We start from the raw sequence: 15,340 nt of genomic DNA, 5'->3' as shown, positions 1-15,340 counted from the left end.
TCATGACGAAGCAGGCAGCGCAACAGACCAACCTGTAGGGGGTCAATTTTGGACGCCGATCCCCCGGCTTAGGGGGTCAATATTGCAGGCCGAATGACAGTATAGCGGACCAGATTTGCTCACCTTGAGTTTTTCGTATTCTGACCCTTAGCGGCCGCTCCAGCGGCTTGGCTTTTGCGCGGCAACTTTTCAAGTACTTGCAGCGTTTCGTTTGCTGGCCGTCCGGGGCCATCGGAACAAGCATGTGAAGTGTGCGTCGTCGCTGAAGGGCCATGGCCGAAATCGATTGGCCGACGTGTATCGCAGCGCAACGACGCTCATGACGCGAACCCGAAGTCCCAGAATGTCCGCTAACACGGAGTTCAGCCGGAATCGGCTTGTTCAAGTCCGCAGCCGAAAAGAAGACGTCGTTAACCGGTGATTTACGAACACCGCTCAATCTAAAACAAACCAACCAAAAACAGCGAGTCGGCACTCTTGGATTCAAAGGTGCGGCTGCAACGTCGGTCGGTTCGTCTCCGTGGCCGGTCTTACGTCACGTTCGTGTTTTCCCCGGTCATGCCAATTGTGAACTGGTTTGGGAATCGACGCAACGCTTGCCCGTTCGCCCGGATTCCTTGTCGGGCGCGCCGGCAAAGGAGGTAAGGATGGCCAAAGTCTTGGTCGTGACGTCAGGTAAAGGCGGCGTTGGAAAAACCACTTCCACCGCCGCGCTCGGTGCAGCGCTCGCCCAAAGCGGAGAAAAAGTCGTAGTTGTCGATTTCGACGTCGGCCTGCGCAATCTCGACCTCATCATGGGGGCGGAACGACGCGTTGTATTCGACCTCATCAACGTCGTGCACGGCGTTGCAAAGCTTTCGCAGGCGCTGATCCGCGACAAGCGGCTCGAGAATCTATGGTTGCTTCCTGCATCCCAGACTAGGGACAAGGATGCCCTGACCGATGAGGGGGTCGAGCGCGTCATCGCCGATCTGCGAACCAAGTTCGATTGGGTGCTCTGTGACAGCCCGGCGGGCATTGAGCGAGGTGCAACCCTTGCGATGCGCTATGCGGATGAAGCGGTTATCGTCACGAATCCGGAAGTCTCGTCCGTCCGTGATGCTGATCGCATTATCGGGATGCTCGATTCCAAGACTGCAAAGGCAGAGAAGGGCGAACAGGTGAAGAAACACGTGCTGATCACCCGGTATGACTCGGGCCGCGCAGCACGAGGCGAAATGCTCAGCATCGATGACATTCTCGAAATCCTCACCACTCCACTTCTGGGCATCATTCCCGAAAGCCAGGACGTCCTGCGGGCGTCAAACGTCGGCTCCCCGGTCACGCTGAACAACGCCACAAGCGCGCCCGCCCGAGCCTATGCCGATGCGGCGCGGCGCCTGAATGGCGAGACAATTGCGATGATGGTCCCGGTCGAACGCAAGGGCTTTATGGAACGGCTGCTTGGACGGAGGGCGGCATGAGCATGAACGTTTTGCGGTTGCTCCGCCGCCCCGGTTCCGCCCCGGCTGCCCGGGAGAGGCTGCAAATTCTTTTGGCGCACGAACGCGGCCTGCGCGGCCAGCCGAATTTACTGGGGATTCTGCGGGAAGAGATACTTGCCGTGGTCTCGCGACACGTCATGCTCGATCCGGAAAAAGTTATCGTTCGGATGGATAGAGGTGAAAGTGTGTCGACGCTTGAAGTCGATATCGAGCTGCCCAATGACTTCGATAAACGGATCGCAGCCGCAGGCTGACGCAGGTCCTGCCCCTGAGGAAAGCACGGGGTCATTTACCCGGGAATACCGCGTGGCTTTCGCGAGGCTGCAAAGCTCGACGAGGGAAAACCCGGTCGGCCCGGGATGCTCGACGCACTCGCCAAATTCTTTCAAGCGTTTGCGGTCCTCAATCCGTCACTGCTGCAAGCGTTGCGTCTTCCCGTCGATCAGCCGACCCCCGCCTAGGAGAAATCGAAATGAGCACGTTATCGCGAGAGGCGGCCATAGGGCCAACATCACCTTGGAGAGCACGAGGCAAAACGCGCTCGCGGCGGCTAAGGCAGCCTTCGACGGGACTCCGGCCGCATACCGACCTACGCAGCGGCGGTGAAAGCCGCGGACGTCGCCCACCGCCGGGCGGCCATTGCCAGCGCCGCGGCGAACGGCTTCGATGTCCCACGGCAGACGCTACATGATCTCACGGGGTATGGGTGTGAGAGCTCCATGGGTGTGATGACGCCCTGCATCCGCGACGGCTGCTCACCTCGGCGTGGTGCATTGATCGTGCGCGGACCGGCAGTCTCAGCAGCCGGATCAAGGCTGATGCGGCTCGATCGAATGGCGCGACCGACGGGCACTTTTGTTATCCACAGTGTGAGTTGCGACACACCGTACTGGCGCGATTCGTTATAAAGTTTAGCCCGCGCCTTCATGGCGCTTTCCTCCCTGACCTTGAGCCCGTCGCAAATGACGGGCTTCCTTCAAGGGGCATCGCAGGAACGCTACATCTGCTGCGACGGAATCCGGCTGGGCCTGGACAGTTGCAATCAAGTCCGTGCGGCATAGATCCCGCACGGACTTGATTCATTGGGAACTGGGCTACTCAAATTCCGCGGCCATCACAGCTCTCGATCCATTGCTGGGTGCCTGCGGTTCTTCACCTTGTCAGTGCTTTTGCGTGCCGCCGCGGTAGGGCCGATCGCGATGCTTCGAGACGAGACCTTCAAGGCCCATGCGGCAGGCCGCCCGGAAAAGCTCCGGTCCGATCTCGGCATGCTCGAACGGCGCCACCGTTAGCATCGTGTCCGCGTGGGTTTCTTGGTCAGACATCAGTTTTAGCTATCCATCTATCTTGATCAAATATACTGGGAGGCCAGCATCTGCCGATCGCGCCGCGGTCTGCTCTCGGTAAAGCTTCTTTTCGTCGGAATTGGACAGTCGCACGCGCAAGGTTGCGAGTTCGTCACAAAGAGGTCTGCCGCCCGAGCGAGCCGAACTGAGCTTGTCGCGGACTCTTTGGTCGGCACAGATCGTCTCAGCATCCGAATATTTTCGAGCTGAAAAAGCAATGACCGGGTTTCGATCCACCTCGATTGTGAATACCGAGAGCGAAAGCTTGCCGTCCATAATGCCTTTGTCCCTAAGCTTCACGCCCTTTTTCGCTGCACGACGGTCATCAATCGCGCTAGGCGCCTGATCCGCCGGACCCTGTTAGCGAAGCGCTGCGAACGAGTTCGCTTCTGGATTTTGAAGACCAAGTTTCGAATGCGACTTAGCATGAAATCACGCTCCTAACTTTATTGTCTTACGAAGCCATGAACGACGTTTCCAGTGTCAGGACCGATGAACGTTCCGCTTCGCTTGCACTGCTCTCCGGCAGCCGCGCATTTTTCGTTGCTGTCCGTATGTCTCATAGCTTTGTTGTTTGCAGTGTAAGACGGCAAGGCTGCAGGTTTCTGCGGCGGGCCGCATGAGCAGACGTCAACAAAAGCATCGGGATGAGAAAAGCGAGCGAGTGCAACTCCGGCCACGAAGCCGCGGGCTGCAATTACCGAAACGGACCTGCTCATTCGGCAATTTCCGACGTTTAAAGTGCGAACGATACTGCAGCCTCCGCTTGCTTGGAAGGACCTAGAAGTGCACTGCGAAGGGGTGCGGCCCTCGTTGTTCTCAATCATTCGCCGTCTCCGGTGTTCGGGCGCTCAGTATCAACAGACTGACAGTTCCGAGCAGGATTAGAGGGCTGACTGGCCAGCCAGCGACTCAGCGAACTCCGCGCTCTGTTCCTCACGGAGCGTCAGCAGATCCTGGCCCGAAGTCAGCAGCCGCACGTAGGTACCGCTCTCATGCAGCTCCAGCCAGCCCTTCTCGACAGCGCACCTGATGCCGGCGCCGAACTCTGCGCCGCTTGCCTTGAGCGTGTAGAGGAAGGGGTAGTTGATCTTCTCGATATGGATTCTGCCATCCTGTACCGCCTCGATGCCCGAAGCGAGCTGAACGAGCTGGCGGGCGGCGGCTTCCGGATTGGCAAAAGGGCGCTCGGTGACGTGCTTCATCGCTGGAATCAAAACCTCACGTCCCTGCTTGGCCTGACTTGCCCGCGGCTGTCATGCCAGTTCGGGACGATATGCACAGATCCTGCGGCGCCGCATGCTGAGCAGACCAGGCGCAAGCCGACGCGCGACCACGGCTGATCCTGCGGGAGTGTGTCGAGCCGCACGTCCACCCGGCGATCGCAACAGCCGTTCAGGCATTGGATGCTGCACGTCACATGCCCGTCGGCCAGCCATTCCGCAGGGCTTCGGGGCGGATAGTGGCCGGACCATTTCGTGTATCGGCGAGTGCGCATGCCACTATCAAGCGGCATCCGAAGTAGCTCGCAAATTATCGATTCCTAGTGGGTCGACACAGTCGCGAGCTACTGCGCGTCGTGGGTGTGGAAAAGCCGGTTGCACAAGAAGCGCAACCGGCAGCGCGGCGGGTGAGGCGGAGAAGCCGCCCCGCGGGTTCTATCGTTTAATACGCGCTGCTCGAAGATTTGCATTCGTAGGCGAGCGTGACCAGGTTTTGCCCGCACTTCATCTCAGAACTAGAGCGGCTGGTGGTCCCAAAGAGATTGACCTGGGATTCGTGAGAACACTTCATGTCACCATTGACGTCCGTCTTGCAGCCTCCGGAGCTTGTGTAGGCCGGCGCCCGCTCGGCAGCATTCGCAGTCTTTGTCTGCGGCGGCGCGTTGGCGGAGATGATTACAAACGATACGATCACGGCCACAAACGGCAACAAGCCGGTTCGGGATCATAAGGAAGCGAAGCGGATAATTACCGAGATTGCGCGAACAATAAAAAGCAGTACTCCGAGAACAGCCATGACTTCCTCCAATGGGCTGTTCGGATATCTGACACAAAAATTGTAACCCAGCCTTCGTACAACCATCAAAATTTGAAGAGACTAGCAGGCCGCCCCGCTGGCGGGCCTGTTCCGATTTGGTGGAACTGTCTAGCGCGCCGACGGTTGGAACATGCCCTCGGGTGTCGTTTCGCGTAAAAGCCTGAGGCAAATAGGGAAGGTAATCTTCGGCCTCAGGTCCGCCCCCGTCCTGGGGCCGCTTTTCGGCAAGCCTGACCGAAAGATGAGTCACACACTGAAATGCGCACCCACGGAAGAGGGTGGCATCGCCGCGGAATGTCGCGGCTTCGACGTTGGCGGTCTAACGGAAGCCCCTTTCGTACGGTGGCCCGCCGGCGGTTGAAGTCGCGGCGCCCAAAGGGAGGGCGCCGGCTCTGGAGCGCGCTGGTGGACAGTTCTGACGGATGCTTTCCATCTTATGCGGCCGCCCTTCTCGTCATTGGCGGAGCTTGGACCGCATACCGGCCAGCATCGTGTAGGCAAGGCGCCGCCAGATCAGGTTCATCAGGACTAGCATGTGGCATCCCCCGTGTTCGATGCCGGCACCTTCGACCCCCTCTGTTTCAACGAGATTTCGCCGCGGCGGGGAAATGGCTTCGTGCAAGATTGCGATGGCGACGGGTTCAGCTCTCACCGAGATGATCTGTTCACAGCCGGCAGAAGGCCTTCACCCCAGCCAAGAGGAGCCCGGCGGTTCACGTTGGCCGGCCTTTCAGCTTGGGATTAGCTGTGCCACGACCGCCCCTCAAGGCCGCTTCGATGGTCTTGAGCCGCGTACCTCGGCGGGATCTTCCGCTTTGCTGCTTAGGCGCGGATGATCGGGACACTCGCGTAACTAGCCACAGATCGCTGCGGCAGCTGGCGCATTCATAACGCTTCAGTTCGTAGCCTTTGGTCACGGGGAAAACAGCTTTCAGCAGTCGAGCTTGGCTACAAACGGTGCATCCGGCTTCGCCGTTCACGATCGCCCCTTTTTGCTCCAATGATAGGAGTGAGAACTGAGTCTCGGTTCCGGAGCAATAGCGGCTCACGCTGACGAGGCCTGTTTTCGAGTCGGCAGGGCGGTAGTCGCCCGGAGATGTAAACGCCGATCAACGGAATTACCGTCCTCACCTTTGGGCGGACCCTCAATGCCGCGCTGCGGTGACACGGACAAGGCACCAACTCTCATCTGCAACAGATGTCAGCGGCCAATGGATTTTCTCGCGATGTTGCCGGCAATTGGGAACCTGCCCGCCGCTTACGCCTACAGATGCATGCCCTGCCTGAGAGTTGAAACTATTGTTCCGGGCCGAGGGAAGGCGCCGCCAGTGAATTGGAATTTGGGCGGCTGGCGCCACCTGCGACACGTCAGCCCTGTGCTATCTCACGTGCATTTTCTCAACGATTGCATAGAGCAGCATGAAGATCGGCAAGAAGACGAAGAACCAAACGGCCTCTGGTTCGGCCCGGGAAAATTCACAGTTCGGATCTGTTTCCGTGCCGAACGGCACAGGTGGCACAGGCGGCTTTGTACGGCTGCGTTTTGCCGCTCGGCTTAGCAGCCGTCGAATCGCTGGTTCGTCCGGATCGCTTGCGCGTCGGCTCTGGTTCGTCACGACTTTAGACCGCGAACATCAGCGGGTATTTGCGGACCAGTTCGAGGTCAACATAGCCGGCGGCATTGATCCACTCGTGGGGACAGTAAACGAGCGAGCCAGGATCCAGCTCCGGGCCATCCCGTTTTATTGCCTCGCGCGTCCCCAGCCGGCCGGCCCATTGTCTCCGTCCGTTTGGATCAGGGCGCATCGCGTCGAACACGGCGGTGTCGTTCTTCGTCATCGCAATTCAGAGGTGTTGAAACCAACCGGCGACATCGCAGAGGTGCCGAGATAGCTAGACGGGCAGACGAAGCCAGATGTCTTTACTGGACAGCGTGCCGGTTGGCGTCGCAATCTCCATGTCGACGACGCGAAACGAGCCGTTATTTCGTAAAGGTAGCGAAGGTGCCAGGCCGGGCCGAGTTCCGGCGAAATGGCAAAGTCGTCCAACGCGCTCGTGATGTTGTGAACGGCATCGCGTCGCCCGACCGGCGCGGAGAACATCGCGTCTATCAGCGCGGCCAGGCTCATGCCGCCGACCAGCATGGCTCGTGCAGCTTCGTCGCCGTGAGTAAGCCGGAGGGCGGTCACGATTACCGCAATAGCGTCGGGGTTCTTCAGAGCCACGACACGTTTCAGACGTTTATAGAGGCGATCTAGTTTTCCGTGATCGCCACTATGTTTCCGAGAAAGATAATGACCGAGAGAGATATTCGCGAACTTGGGCCTTCTCCATGAAATCAAAGCGGCGCGCACAATCTCGCGAATTGAAGTAGCGCGGCGCGATCGAAATCATTTTCGTGATTGTCGCCTGTCGCGCGATTTTCGCGCTCTCGCGGCCTCGGCTTGTTTCACCCGTTCGCGAAGCTCGAGTAATTCGCTATATTGTCGTTGAAGCGGGTCGAGCCATTCAATCTTCTCGCGAGGTTTATCGCGATAGTTGGTGCTGCTGTACGATGAATACCTGATCATAATGACGCCTTCGGTTAAGGCAGTCACGAGAAACAAAATCAGAAAAAGATGCTCGCGTTTATCAAAGTATTTCCGCGATACGACAACAACGCAACAAAGGTCGCGCGTTAAGCTTGATGTCCTTGCCGGAGGTTAATTCTGGAACTTTCAATTCGACAACAACGCCGCAGACACAGTAGGTCTCAGCAACATGATCTGCACTGTCACGATCCGCAGCACGATCACCGCGGTGCGGCTCCAGTAACGCCCAAACAGCTAAGCATCAGATGGAGTCGTCCAGCGCTCCATCAGGCGCACCTCCGTCCACAGCCGGCGGTTTCTTTCGCATAGCTATACCGATCCCGAAGCAAGGGTTCCGGCTGAGCGCTTACTTTCAGACCCAAAACCGGACCGTTGATGTAAGGGCGCGGGGCGGCGCTATTTTGCAAGGCGATGGACGACCGCTACAACAACTCAGCACGAACCTGAGCCACGCCACGATCCGTAATCCCCAAGGTGCGCGCGGCGGCGAGCGAGAGGTCGAGGACGCGGCCACGGACCCATGGAATGACCCGGACTCTCGTGCCGAACGGCAGATGGCGGTGCGCCGCGGTTAGTGAATTCCGGTCGTACGATGAACCGTTCGCCGTCTTGCCCTTTGAGTACGAGTAGAATGAGGCTCTTCCGGAGAACACTCGGTCGAGGGAGCGAGAGGCTGAACGGTCTTTCAAGGGCTCTTGACGATCTTTCAATGTCTGTTGTCCGTTCGGAGCTTGCACTTGCGGCTCATCCTTCTTTGTCTGTTCGAGCCCATCAGGAGCCGGCTCAGCGCGAGCCTTTGGTGTGATGGACCACCGCTCATTGAAATCCTCTGCTGCAGCGGTGTTCGCATTCAATCCAATCCAAGCAGGGACTGTCGCAATCGCAACCATTCTGAGGACAAGACGCATCGTTCGGCCTCATCAAACAATTGAAGCACAAGTCAACCCATCAGCCAGTGTTCCTGAACACGCATTCGCGTCTCGCAAATAGGTGATTGCATACCGACGTTGCGAGGATGTGCGGAGAAGCACCGCAGCAAGTCGATTATCTCGCTGCGATGCATCGCGCCATTTAGCGCAACCGGCCCGGGGGCCTAAGGGGCGGCCAGTCTCGCGCACCACATACGACCAGCCCATGGGAAAAGTTGCGTATCCGGAAAATGAGAAATTTCAACCCGCCTACTGACAAAGGGGCAGAGGTTGTGGGTGGCCGTGCGCCCGCCGACGCCAATGGCCCGGCGAGCGGTGCTTGAGGGGCAATCGCCGGCCGAACACGACGACCATGCCGAGGCAGGTGCCGAACGCGCTGTCGGGCAGCTTGATTTCGAGGCAGAGGGGGTTAAGCGTCGCCTTGAACATCGCAGCCTCCTTTGGATGAGCCCTGTGTTATGGCGCCGCCCAGGCCCCAAGCATTCGGGGGTGCGACTCGAAGTTGCGTAACCTGATCCCGCGGGCTCGCCAAGTTCAGCGCAACCCAAACACCGTCCCTGTCAGCGGGTCAAAGCATTCCCGAGCTTTTTGGCTTCGGCTAGATCCTAGCAACGGTGCCGTGCTTGGCCAACAGATAGAGAAGGTTATTGCCGTCCAACAGAGTCACCCTAACAGGCCCGGTATCGACGAGGCTCACTTACGACGGGCCACGTTTCGGTGCTCATCCCGGTATTGGGCAAGTTAGGCATCCCAAGAGAGCGGGGCGCGCTGAACCTGCCAACACGCACAACCTAACAAGAGGCTCCCACGGCATCTTGCACGCAACACGAGGGCGGGGTCGCAACTAAGTCCGATTCAACGTGTTTGATGGAGTGCGTTCACCTAGGAAGCGTGATGGAACCAACAGAATCTGCACGCACGCACCGTCAGGTGTTGCTTTGGCTCGTGGTCGCGCTGATTGTTGTGTTGGCTGGAGGCATGTTCGTTTGGATGAGTAACAGAATTGATGCCCTGCAGGCAGCGACTGCTATTCGTCAAGATTCTGGCGTCGAACAAACAAAGAGGGCGGTAGCAGCTCTTGAGCAAACGGTGAAAGACATTCAGTCAAGCCAGCAAAGCCTTGTGGACCGGATAGCGGAGGTCCAGCGCAAAATTGCCTCGGAAGGCAGTAATCGCAAGCTAATGTCAGATCAACTAGGCGCGCTCAGCGCACGCGTTGATGGGCTGGCATCCGCGAATGCGGAGAGCGCTGCGACTGCCCGTCAGAACTCACGCACAAAGCGATAGATGTTCGCGCTTAGTTCAATGCCGGAAATTTCTTTCCGAGAGTAGGAAAAGCCTTCCGCGAACATCTTCAACAGAGAGAACGAAGCAGGGACGTGTCAACGTTGGTGACCACTTAACCTGCCCTTGAGAGTGGTCCTCTCAACGCGATTTGGGACTCGCCTCCGGTCCGACGGCCGGTTGATCAGTACTGCGGGTTCTCGCACTTCTTCTGCCGCTTGCGGTTTCTTTGGAACGCCCATCCGATCAATCCCGCCAGCCCGAGGACAGCTCCTGAGACGATCACCCAGTGGGGATATCCGATCCTGGAAAGCATCGCCGTTCCCGGTCCCTCTCGAATCGCTCGTCCGGAATCGACACGTCAACAATTGGAAGATGGAACCACAATATATTCCGCCGCAATATTTCTTCGCCGAGACGTTCCACTCTCAGCAGCACCAGCTCCGCCCTCGCGTGGGCAAGGGTGAAGCACGGCTCGCCGTGCCGTCCGGAGCGGTATCCCCGGTCTTCCGCGCAAAGGTTCTTCATGACGACGTCGTCGTCAGGCGCGTGCAGACGCGCGCTGTTAGCGCGCCCTTGTCAGGCGGGTGATCCCCCTCCGCTCCGGCCGCCCTTGCCCTTGCTACCCCAGGTCTCGCCGACGGGCAGGGTTGCAGCGCAGCGCTGCGCTTCAACCTCAGCCAATAGGAGAACGACCATGAACATGTCCCAAAGCGAACAGCCTGCTTCCGGCGGTTTCCGCGTGGATGTATCGCGCGGCCAGCGCATCGGTCGGGTGTCGTCCGAGTGGTTTGCACGGCCAGATGACGAGCGGTATCTGACCCTGCCGGACCTTTATGAAGCAGTGCGAGGACGGGCCGAGCGCGCGCAAGCGCGAACCGTGGAAAGCCGGACCATCCGGGTGGAGGCGAGCCGGGACAATGCCGAGCGTCTGGCCCTGACGGTGCCGGGACGTGACGAGCCGGTGGCGCCGACACATTGGAGCTTTGGCCAGTTGTGCACGCTCGTTGGTGCGCCGACATCCTATCTGCGGCAGCTTCCCGCAGCCCTATCGGCCATCAACCTGCAACACTGCTTGCTGTCACATCGCGCCGAGCTCGTGAAAACCTTGGAAGCCGATAACGGGCGCGTTGAGCTTCGTGCTGTCACCGGGCCGGACTATGGCCGCATCTGGGACCATGAGTTGGTTGCTGCGGTCATGAAGATCGCGGGCAATGGCACCGGCGATACGCGGTGGAAGGTCCCGGGCGTGATGGACTGGGCAACTATGACCCATAATCCCTTTGTGGACGTGACCAAGGACACGACAACGCTCTATGCCAGCGATCGCGATGTGTTCCTGTTTCTGGTCGACGATACGAACCCGATCGAGGCGGGACGTTTGCCGGATGGATCACCGGATTTGTATTTCCGCGGATTTTACTGCTGGAATAGTGAAGTCGGCAGCAAGACGCTGGGAATCGCGAGCTTTTACCTTCGCGCTGTCTGCATGAACCGGAATCTTTGGGGTGTCGAGAATTTCGAGGAAATCACGATCCGGCATTCCAAATTTGCCGCTCAACGGTTCGCCCATGAAGCAGCACCGGCGCTGACCAGCTTCGCCAATTCCTCGCCCGCGCCATTCGTCGCCGGGATCAAGGCAGCCCGGGAACGCATCGTTGCCCGGACGGATGAGGACCGAGAGACTTTCCTGCGCAAAAGCGGGTTTTCCAAATCTGAGACATCGAAGATCATCGAAACCGTTTTGGGCGAAGAAAATCGCAAGCCGGAAAGTATCTTTGATTTCGTGCAGGGCATTACCGCATTTGCTCGCGGCAAGGCTCATCAGGACACGCGTCTTGAACTGGAAGGGAAAGCAAAGCGTTTGATGGAACGGGCTATCTGAAGATAGGGCGGCGTAACCGGCGCCTGGTTACGCGGCCTTGCCCTCAGGCCCCAGTGCGTCGCCGCCGATCCGGCATGCAGGATCGGCGGCGATGACGCGTCTCCGCGTCCGGCTCTCGCCGGGCCTCCGGCCCGGCTCGCGAAAGTCAGCTCTACGACTAATTTGAAATGGATTTCTGTCGGCGCGATCACTTCCGCTTAGCAGGTTTTGATCGTTCGGCTCGCGCCTCTTCATCTGGAAGAACGAGATCGACGTGGCTGATGCCCAACGTGCTGGCGAGTTCAAACAAGGTTACGACAGTTGGATTACGGCGACCGCGCTCCAGGTCACTGATATATTGCTGCGTGAAGCCGGACGCTTCGGCGAATTTCTCCTGCGTGAAGCGCTTTTGCTTCCGCAGTCTTGCGAAATTCCGGCCGACCAACTTGCGCATGTCCATCGGCGCAAGTTGCGTCTTTACACACTATGAGGTTTATCTTCTATAATATGTATTCAGAGTCGATCGCTGGTGGACAAGATCGGAATGAGGCTAAAGTGAGACGTATTGTCCTGCTCGACCTCCTTGAAGATTAGAATCATTCTCATGACGAAACCGCAGCTAGATCCTGACGTCGCGGATGTCGCACCGAATGAGCCGACGCTGACGGCTTATGACGAACAGCATGTCGTCACGTACATTCGCCTTCTGCAGGCGGAGGGCGAGGGGGCGGACTGGCGCGAAGTGGCTCGAGTGGTGTTGCATATTGACCCAGAGCGAGAGCCAGACCGTGCGCGGACCGCATATCAGAGCCGGTTTTCGCTGCAAACGTTCTCAAATGCCTGCGACGTCAATGCTCATACGTGAATGGACGACACCTGCGCCTCGTCCGTGCGACCAAACACAAAGGAGGAAACGCTATGAGCGCGATCTGGCCGGAAATCCCCTTCGAGGCGTGGCGCGAAACCTGTTCCGCGCTTCATTTGTATTGCCAAGTAGTCGGCAAGTATCGGCTCGCGAGGACGCCGTGGGTCAATCATTCATGGCACGCGACTTTCTACGTGAATGCTCGCGGGCTCACGACTTCACTGGTTCCAGACGCCTCAGGTATCGAGATCACCTTCGATCTCTCCCGTCATGTCGTGATCGGAGAGGCCTCTGATGGCCGCCGGGTTGAAATGGCGCTGGGGCCGATGTCCGTTGCCGACTTTCACGCCCGGTTCTGTGAGTTGGTGGGACGTCTCGGCGGTACACCGGAATTCGACGGTCGGCCCAATGAAGTCCCCGATCCGATCCCCTTCCAGGACGACCGTCAGATCCGACCCTATGATGCAGACGCAGTGACGCGGTTTTTCAGGGCCCTGGTTGCGATCGACGGTGTGTTTCATCGGTTTCGGACGGGCTTCACCGGAAAGGTCAGTCCAGTCCATCTCTTCTGGGGCAGCTTCGATCTCGCGGTGACGCGCTTCTCCGGACGTCCTGCTCCGCTTCACCCGGGGGGCGTACCGGGTTTACCGGACGAAGTGACGCGCGAGGCCTACAGTGATGAAGTCTCGTCTGCCGGCTTCTGGCCGGGCGGAGGCGGCACAGACTTTGCGGCTTTCTACTCTTATGCCTATCCCACTCCGAACGGTTTTGCCGACGAACAGATTTTGCCGACGGGCGCATATTTCGATCAGAAGCTTGGGGAATATCTCCTGGCGTACGAGGTTGTGAGGAAGTCGAGCAATCCGGAGGCGACGCTCATGTCGTTTCTGGAAAGTACCTATCGGGCGGCAGCTGATGTCGGACGCTGGGATCGTGCCGCGCTCGAATGTCCGATTGGTCACCCCCTTCTGCCCCGCCCCCTGGATAGGAAGAGATGAAGTTCGACGAGCCTTCCCCTTGGTCAGGCAGAGCACCTCAATCGCGATGTCGAGCCACTACGCTGTGCCAGCGGGGCCGCTCGTCAAGCGCGAATATCTGTTGGCGATTGGCCATCGGCGGAAGCGCGGCCCGACTGGGACCTCCCTAGACGTCCGCCTTCAACGCGCCGCTTGCGATCCAATCGGTCGGATCCACAACCGAAAAAGAATGCCGCCTAGCAAGGAGCAGAGCGCCGCCACCTGCAACACTGTGCTTAGCGCGCGTTCGAACGCTGCCGTTGCGGCTTCGGTGATGCCGGCTTGTCCGGCCAGTATTGCATTCAGCGCTTCGTTGGCTTCTGCGCGCGGCGAACCGGCAAGATGATACGAAAAGCTGGCGAACAAAACGGCGCCGAGCGCCGCGACTGCAAAGAGACCTGCCACCCGGGCGACCGCGTTGTTGACGCCCGAAGCGACCCCGGCGTGGGCGTCGCCCACTGACGACATTACCATCGAGGTCAGCGGCGGGACGGTGATGGTCATGCCGATGCCAAATACGCAGATAGCCGGAAACGCTCCGGCCCAGTAGGATTGTCGAAAATCGGCAAAAGCCAGCAGCGCCAGACCGCAGCCTGCGATGACGGGTCCGAAGGTGAGCGACTGCTGCGGCCCGAAACGATCGGAAAGCCTGCCGGCGAATTGCGCGCCGAAACCCATGATGACAGCAAATGGAAGCAGCGCAGCGCCGGCCTGCGTCGCGGAGTAGCCGCCGAGCCGGATCAAGCCGAACGGCAGATAATACAGCGCGCCGCCTAGCGCGAAGTAAAGCAACAGCGTCAATACGTTGGCTGCGGAAAAACTGCGCGAACCGTACAGCGATAGCGGCATCATTGCTCGTGCACCGAGCCGAACTTCCATTGCGAGAAATAACAAGAACAATACAAATCCCAATCCGAGCGCGCCAATTACGGTTCTGTCAGAAAATCCCGACGCGGGAATAGCGCCAAGCCCCCAGCTGATCGCGGCGAGACCGGCGGCAACCGTGGCCGCTCCGGCCCAGTCCAGCGATTTTGCATTGTCATTTCGGCTTTCGCCCGCGAAGCTGCTCGCAAGTCCCGTCGCGACGGCCGCCAGCGGCAAATTGAGCAGAAAAATCGCACGCCACGACACCTGATCGACGAGCCAGCCGCCCAGTACCGGGCCGACGGCAGCGGTCAGCGCGCCGACACCAGCCCATACTCCGATCGCATGGTTGCGCTCGTGCTCGTCAAAAGTCGCTCCCAATAGCGCGAGGCTTGCCGGGATGAGGAGCGCGGCGCCAACCCCTTGGATTGCGCGGCTTGCGATTAACACGGTGATGTTCGGCGACAGGCCGCACGTAATGGAGGCCATGGTGAATATCGTAATGCCGAAAACAAAGATGCGTCGACGGCCGTAAAGATCGGCAGCCGCCCCCCCAACCAGCACCATAGCGCTGAGCAGCAGCAGATAGGCATTAACGATCCATTGGGTCGCGGCCACCCCTGCTTGCAGGGCGTGCTGAATCGCCGGCAGGGCGATATTCACGACGGAGCCGTCGACCAATGCCATGCTCGAACCGAATATGGTCGCCACCAGCGTCAGCCGCTTGCGTCTTTGCGGCAGTGCTGCGTCAAAAGCTGGTATGGCCCGGATAATGTTGGCTTCGCAGGGAGGTTGTGTGAAACCAACCATTTGGGGGCTCGAGAAGCGTGGCTGTCGCTATCAGCGTGCGCCTCGCGGGTACCGTTGGCAACCGTCGGTTCAGCCCGTTTCGCCGAGGTCGATCGCTCGGGTGGTCGGCAGATCCGGCAGGATGCCCGCTCAGGCCGATGTCTGCTTGTGGCCGATTTTGTTGCAAAAGTCGAGACAAGTCACGAACCGTGATTCCGTTGTGTTGACGCGAATCTCGGCGAGGTCGATCCATGATGGGCCGTCTGAA

At 59.0% G+C, this 15,340-nt stretch carries 15 protein-coding genes and 1 pseudogene; 7 read left to right on the top strand and 9 right to left on the bottom strand.

Annotation, left to right across the window (positions count from 1 at the left end; all coding sequences use genetic code 11):
- Window positions 1–477 precede the first annotated feature (477 nt).
- The 3 genes and pseudogenes from IVB36_RS38575 to minE all read left to right on the top strand — a co-directional run.
- Window positions 478–628, top strand: a pseudogene (locus IVB36_RS38575) (septum formation inhibitor MinC); the annotation flags it as partial.
- Between the two features lie 19 nt (window positions 629–647).
- Complete coding sequence (gene minD / locus IVB36_RS38570; RefSeq protein WP_247293949.1) at window positions 648–1,463, top strand: septum site-determining protein MinD; 816 nt, start codon at window positions 648–650, stop codon at window positions 1,461–1,463.
- Window positions 1,460–1,738, top strand: a complete 279-nt coding sequence (gene minE, locus IVB36_RS38565; protein WP_247394975.1) for a cell division topological specificity factor MinE — start codon at window positions 1,460–1,462, stop codon at window positions 1,736–1,738. Before minD ends, minE begins: the two co-directional genes overlap by 4 nt.
- Before the next feature lie 906 nt (window positions 1,739–2,644).
- Here minE and IVB36_RS38560 read toward each other — a convergent pair.
- From IVB36_RS38560 to IVB36_RS38530, 7 genes are all read right to left on the bottom strand, one after another.
- Window positions 2,645–2,809 carry a hypothetical protein gene (locus tag IVB36_RS38560; protein ID WP_247293953.1) on the bottom strand — a complete coding sequence of 55 codons (165 nt, stop codon included), beginning with the start codon at window positions 2,807–2,809 and terminating at the stop codon, window positions 2,645–2,647.
- Window positions 2,810–2,818: 9 nt separating this feature from the next.
- On the bottom strand, window positions 2,819–3,106 hold the full coding sequence (locus IVB36_RS38555) for a hypothetical protein (RefSeq protein ID WP_247394974.1): 288 nt from the start codon (window positions 3,104–3,106) through the stop codon (window positions 2,819–2,821).
- A 608-nt stretch (window positions 3,107–3,714) separates the two neighbouring features.
- The gene (locus IVB36_RS38550) at window positions 3,715–4,035 is read right to left on the bottom strand and encodes a hypothetical protein (RefSeq protein WP_247394972.1); all 321 of its coding nucleotides are present in this window, start codon (window positions 4,033–4,035) and stop codon (window positions 3,715–3,717) included.
- A 2,455-nt stretch (window positions 4,036–6,490) separates the two neighbouring features.
- Window positions 6,491–6,709: a hypothetical protein gene (locus tag IVB36_RS38545; protein WP_247394970.1), complete on the bottom strand. Its 219-nt coding sequence runs from the start codon at window positions 6,707–6,709 to the stop codon at window positions 6,491–6,493.
- Window positions 6,706–7,095 (bottom strand): hypothetical protein, encoded by a 390-nt coding sequence (locus IVB36_RS38540; protein ID WP_346731080.1) that lies wholly within the window; start codon window positions 7,093–7,095, stop codon window positions 6,706–6,708. Before IVB36_RS38540 ends, IVB36_RS38545 begins: the two co-directional genes overlap by 4 nt.
- A gap of 788 nt (window positions 7,096–7,883) precedes the next feature.
- Entirely contained in the window at window positions 7,884–8,369 is a 486-nt protein-coding gene (locus tag IVB36_RS38535; RefSeq protein ID WP_247394968.1) for a septal ring lytic transglycosylase RlpA family protein, read from the bottom strand.
- Between the two features lie 270 nt (window positions 8,370–8,639).
- Window positions 8,640–8,819: a hypothetical protein gene (locus IVB36_RS38530; protein WP_247394966.1), complete on the bottom strand. Its 180-nt coding sequence runs from the start codon at window positions 8,817–8,819 to the stop codon at window positions 8,640–8,642.
- Between the two features lie 465 nt (window positions 8,820–9,284).
- Here IVB36_RS38530 and IVB36_RS38525 point away from each other — a divergent pair, with 465 nt between their 5' ends.
- Window positions 9,285–9,677, top strand: a complete 393-nt coding sequence (locus IVB36_RS38525; protein WP_247394964.1) for a hypothetical protein — start codon at window positions 9,285–9,287, stop codon at window positions 9,675–9,677.
- Window positions 9,678–10,371: 694 nt separating this feature from the next.
- The gene (locus IVB36_RS38520; RefSeq protein ID WP_247394962.1) at window positions 10,372–11,559 is read left to right on the top strand and encodes a DUF932 domain-containing protein; all 1,188 of its coding nucleotides are present in this window, start codon (window positions 10,372–10,374) and stop codon (window positions 11,557–11,559) included.
- Between the two features lie 187 nt (window positions 11,560–11,746).
- Here the strand turns inward: IVB36_RS38520 and IVB36_RS38515 are convergent, their stop codons facing one another.
- On the bottom strand, window positions 11,747–11,992 hold the full coding sequence (locus IVB36_RS38515) for a helix-turn-helix transcriptional regulator (RefSeq protein ID WP_247394960.1): 246 nt from the start codon (window positions 11,990–11,992) through the stop codon (window positions 11,747–11,749).
- Between the two features lie 150 nt (window positions 11,993–12,142).
- Between IVB36_RS38515 and IVB36_RS38510 the strand changes: the two genes are divergently transcribed.
- Both IVB36_RS38510 and IVB36_RS38505 read left to right on the top strand, forming a co-directional pair.
- On the top strand, window positions 12,143–12,403 hold the full coding sequence (locus IVB36_RS38510) for a DUF2285 domain-containing protein (protein ID WP_247394958.1): 261 nt from the start codon (window positions 12,143–12,145) through the stop codon (window positions 12,401–12,403).
- Window positions 12,404–12,456: 53 nt separating this feature from the next.
- On the top strand, window positions 12,457–13,401 hold the full coding sequence (locus IVB36_RS38505) for a DUF5996 family protein (RefSeq protein ID WP_247394956.1): 945 nt from the start codon (window positions 12,457–12,459) through the stop codon (window positions 13,399–13,401).
- 159 nt (window positions 13,402–13,560) lie between these two features.
- Here IVB36_RS38505 and IVB36_RS38500 read toward each other — a convergent pair whose 3' ends face one another.
- The gene (locus IVB36_RS38500; protein ID WP_247394954.1) at window positions 13,561–15,093 is read right to left on the bottom strand and encodes an MFS transporter; all 1,533 of its coding nucleotides are present in this window, start codon (window positions 15,091–15,093) and stop codon (window positions 13,561–13,563) included.
- Window positions 15,094–15,340 lie beyond the last annotated feature (247 nt).

The organism is Bradyrhizobium sp. 35 (assembly GCF_023073215.1).
Lineage (GTDB): Bacteria > Pseudomonadota > Alphaproteobacteria > Rhizobiales > Xanthobacteraceae > Bradyrhizobium > Bradyrhizobium canariense_D.
The sequence above is the reverse complement of the archived record's forward strand: the minus strand, read 5'-3'. Positions and strand labels throughout refer to the sequence as shown.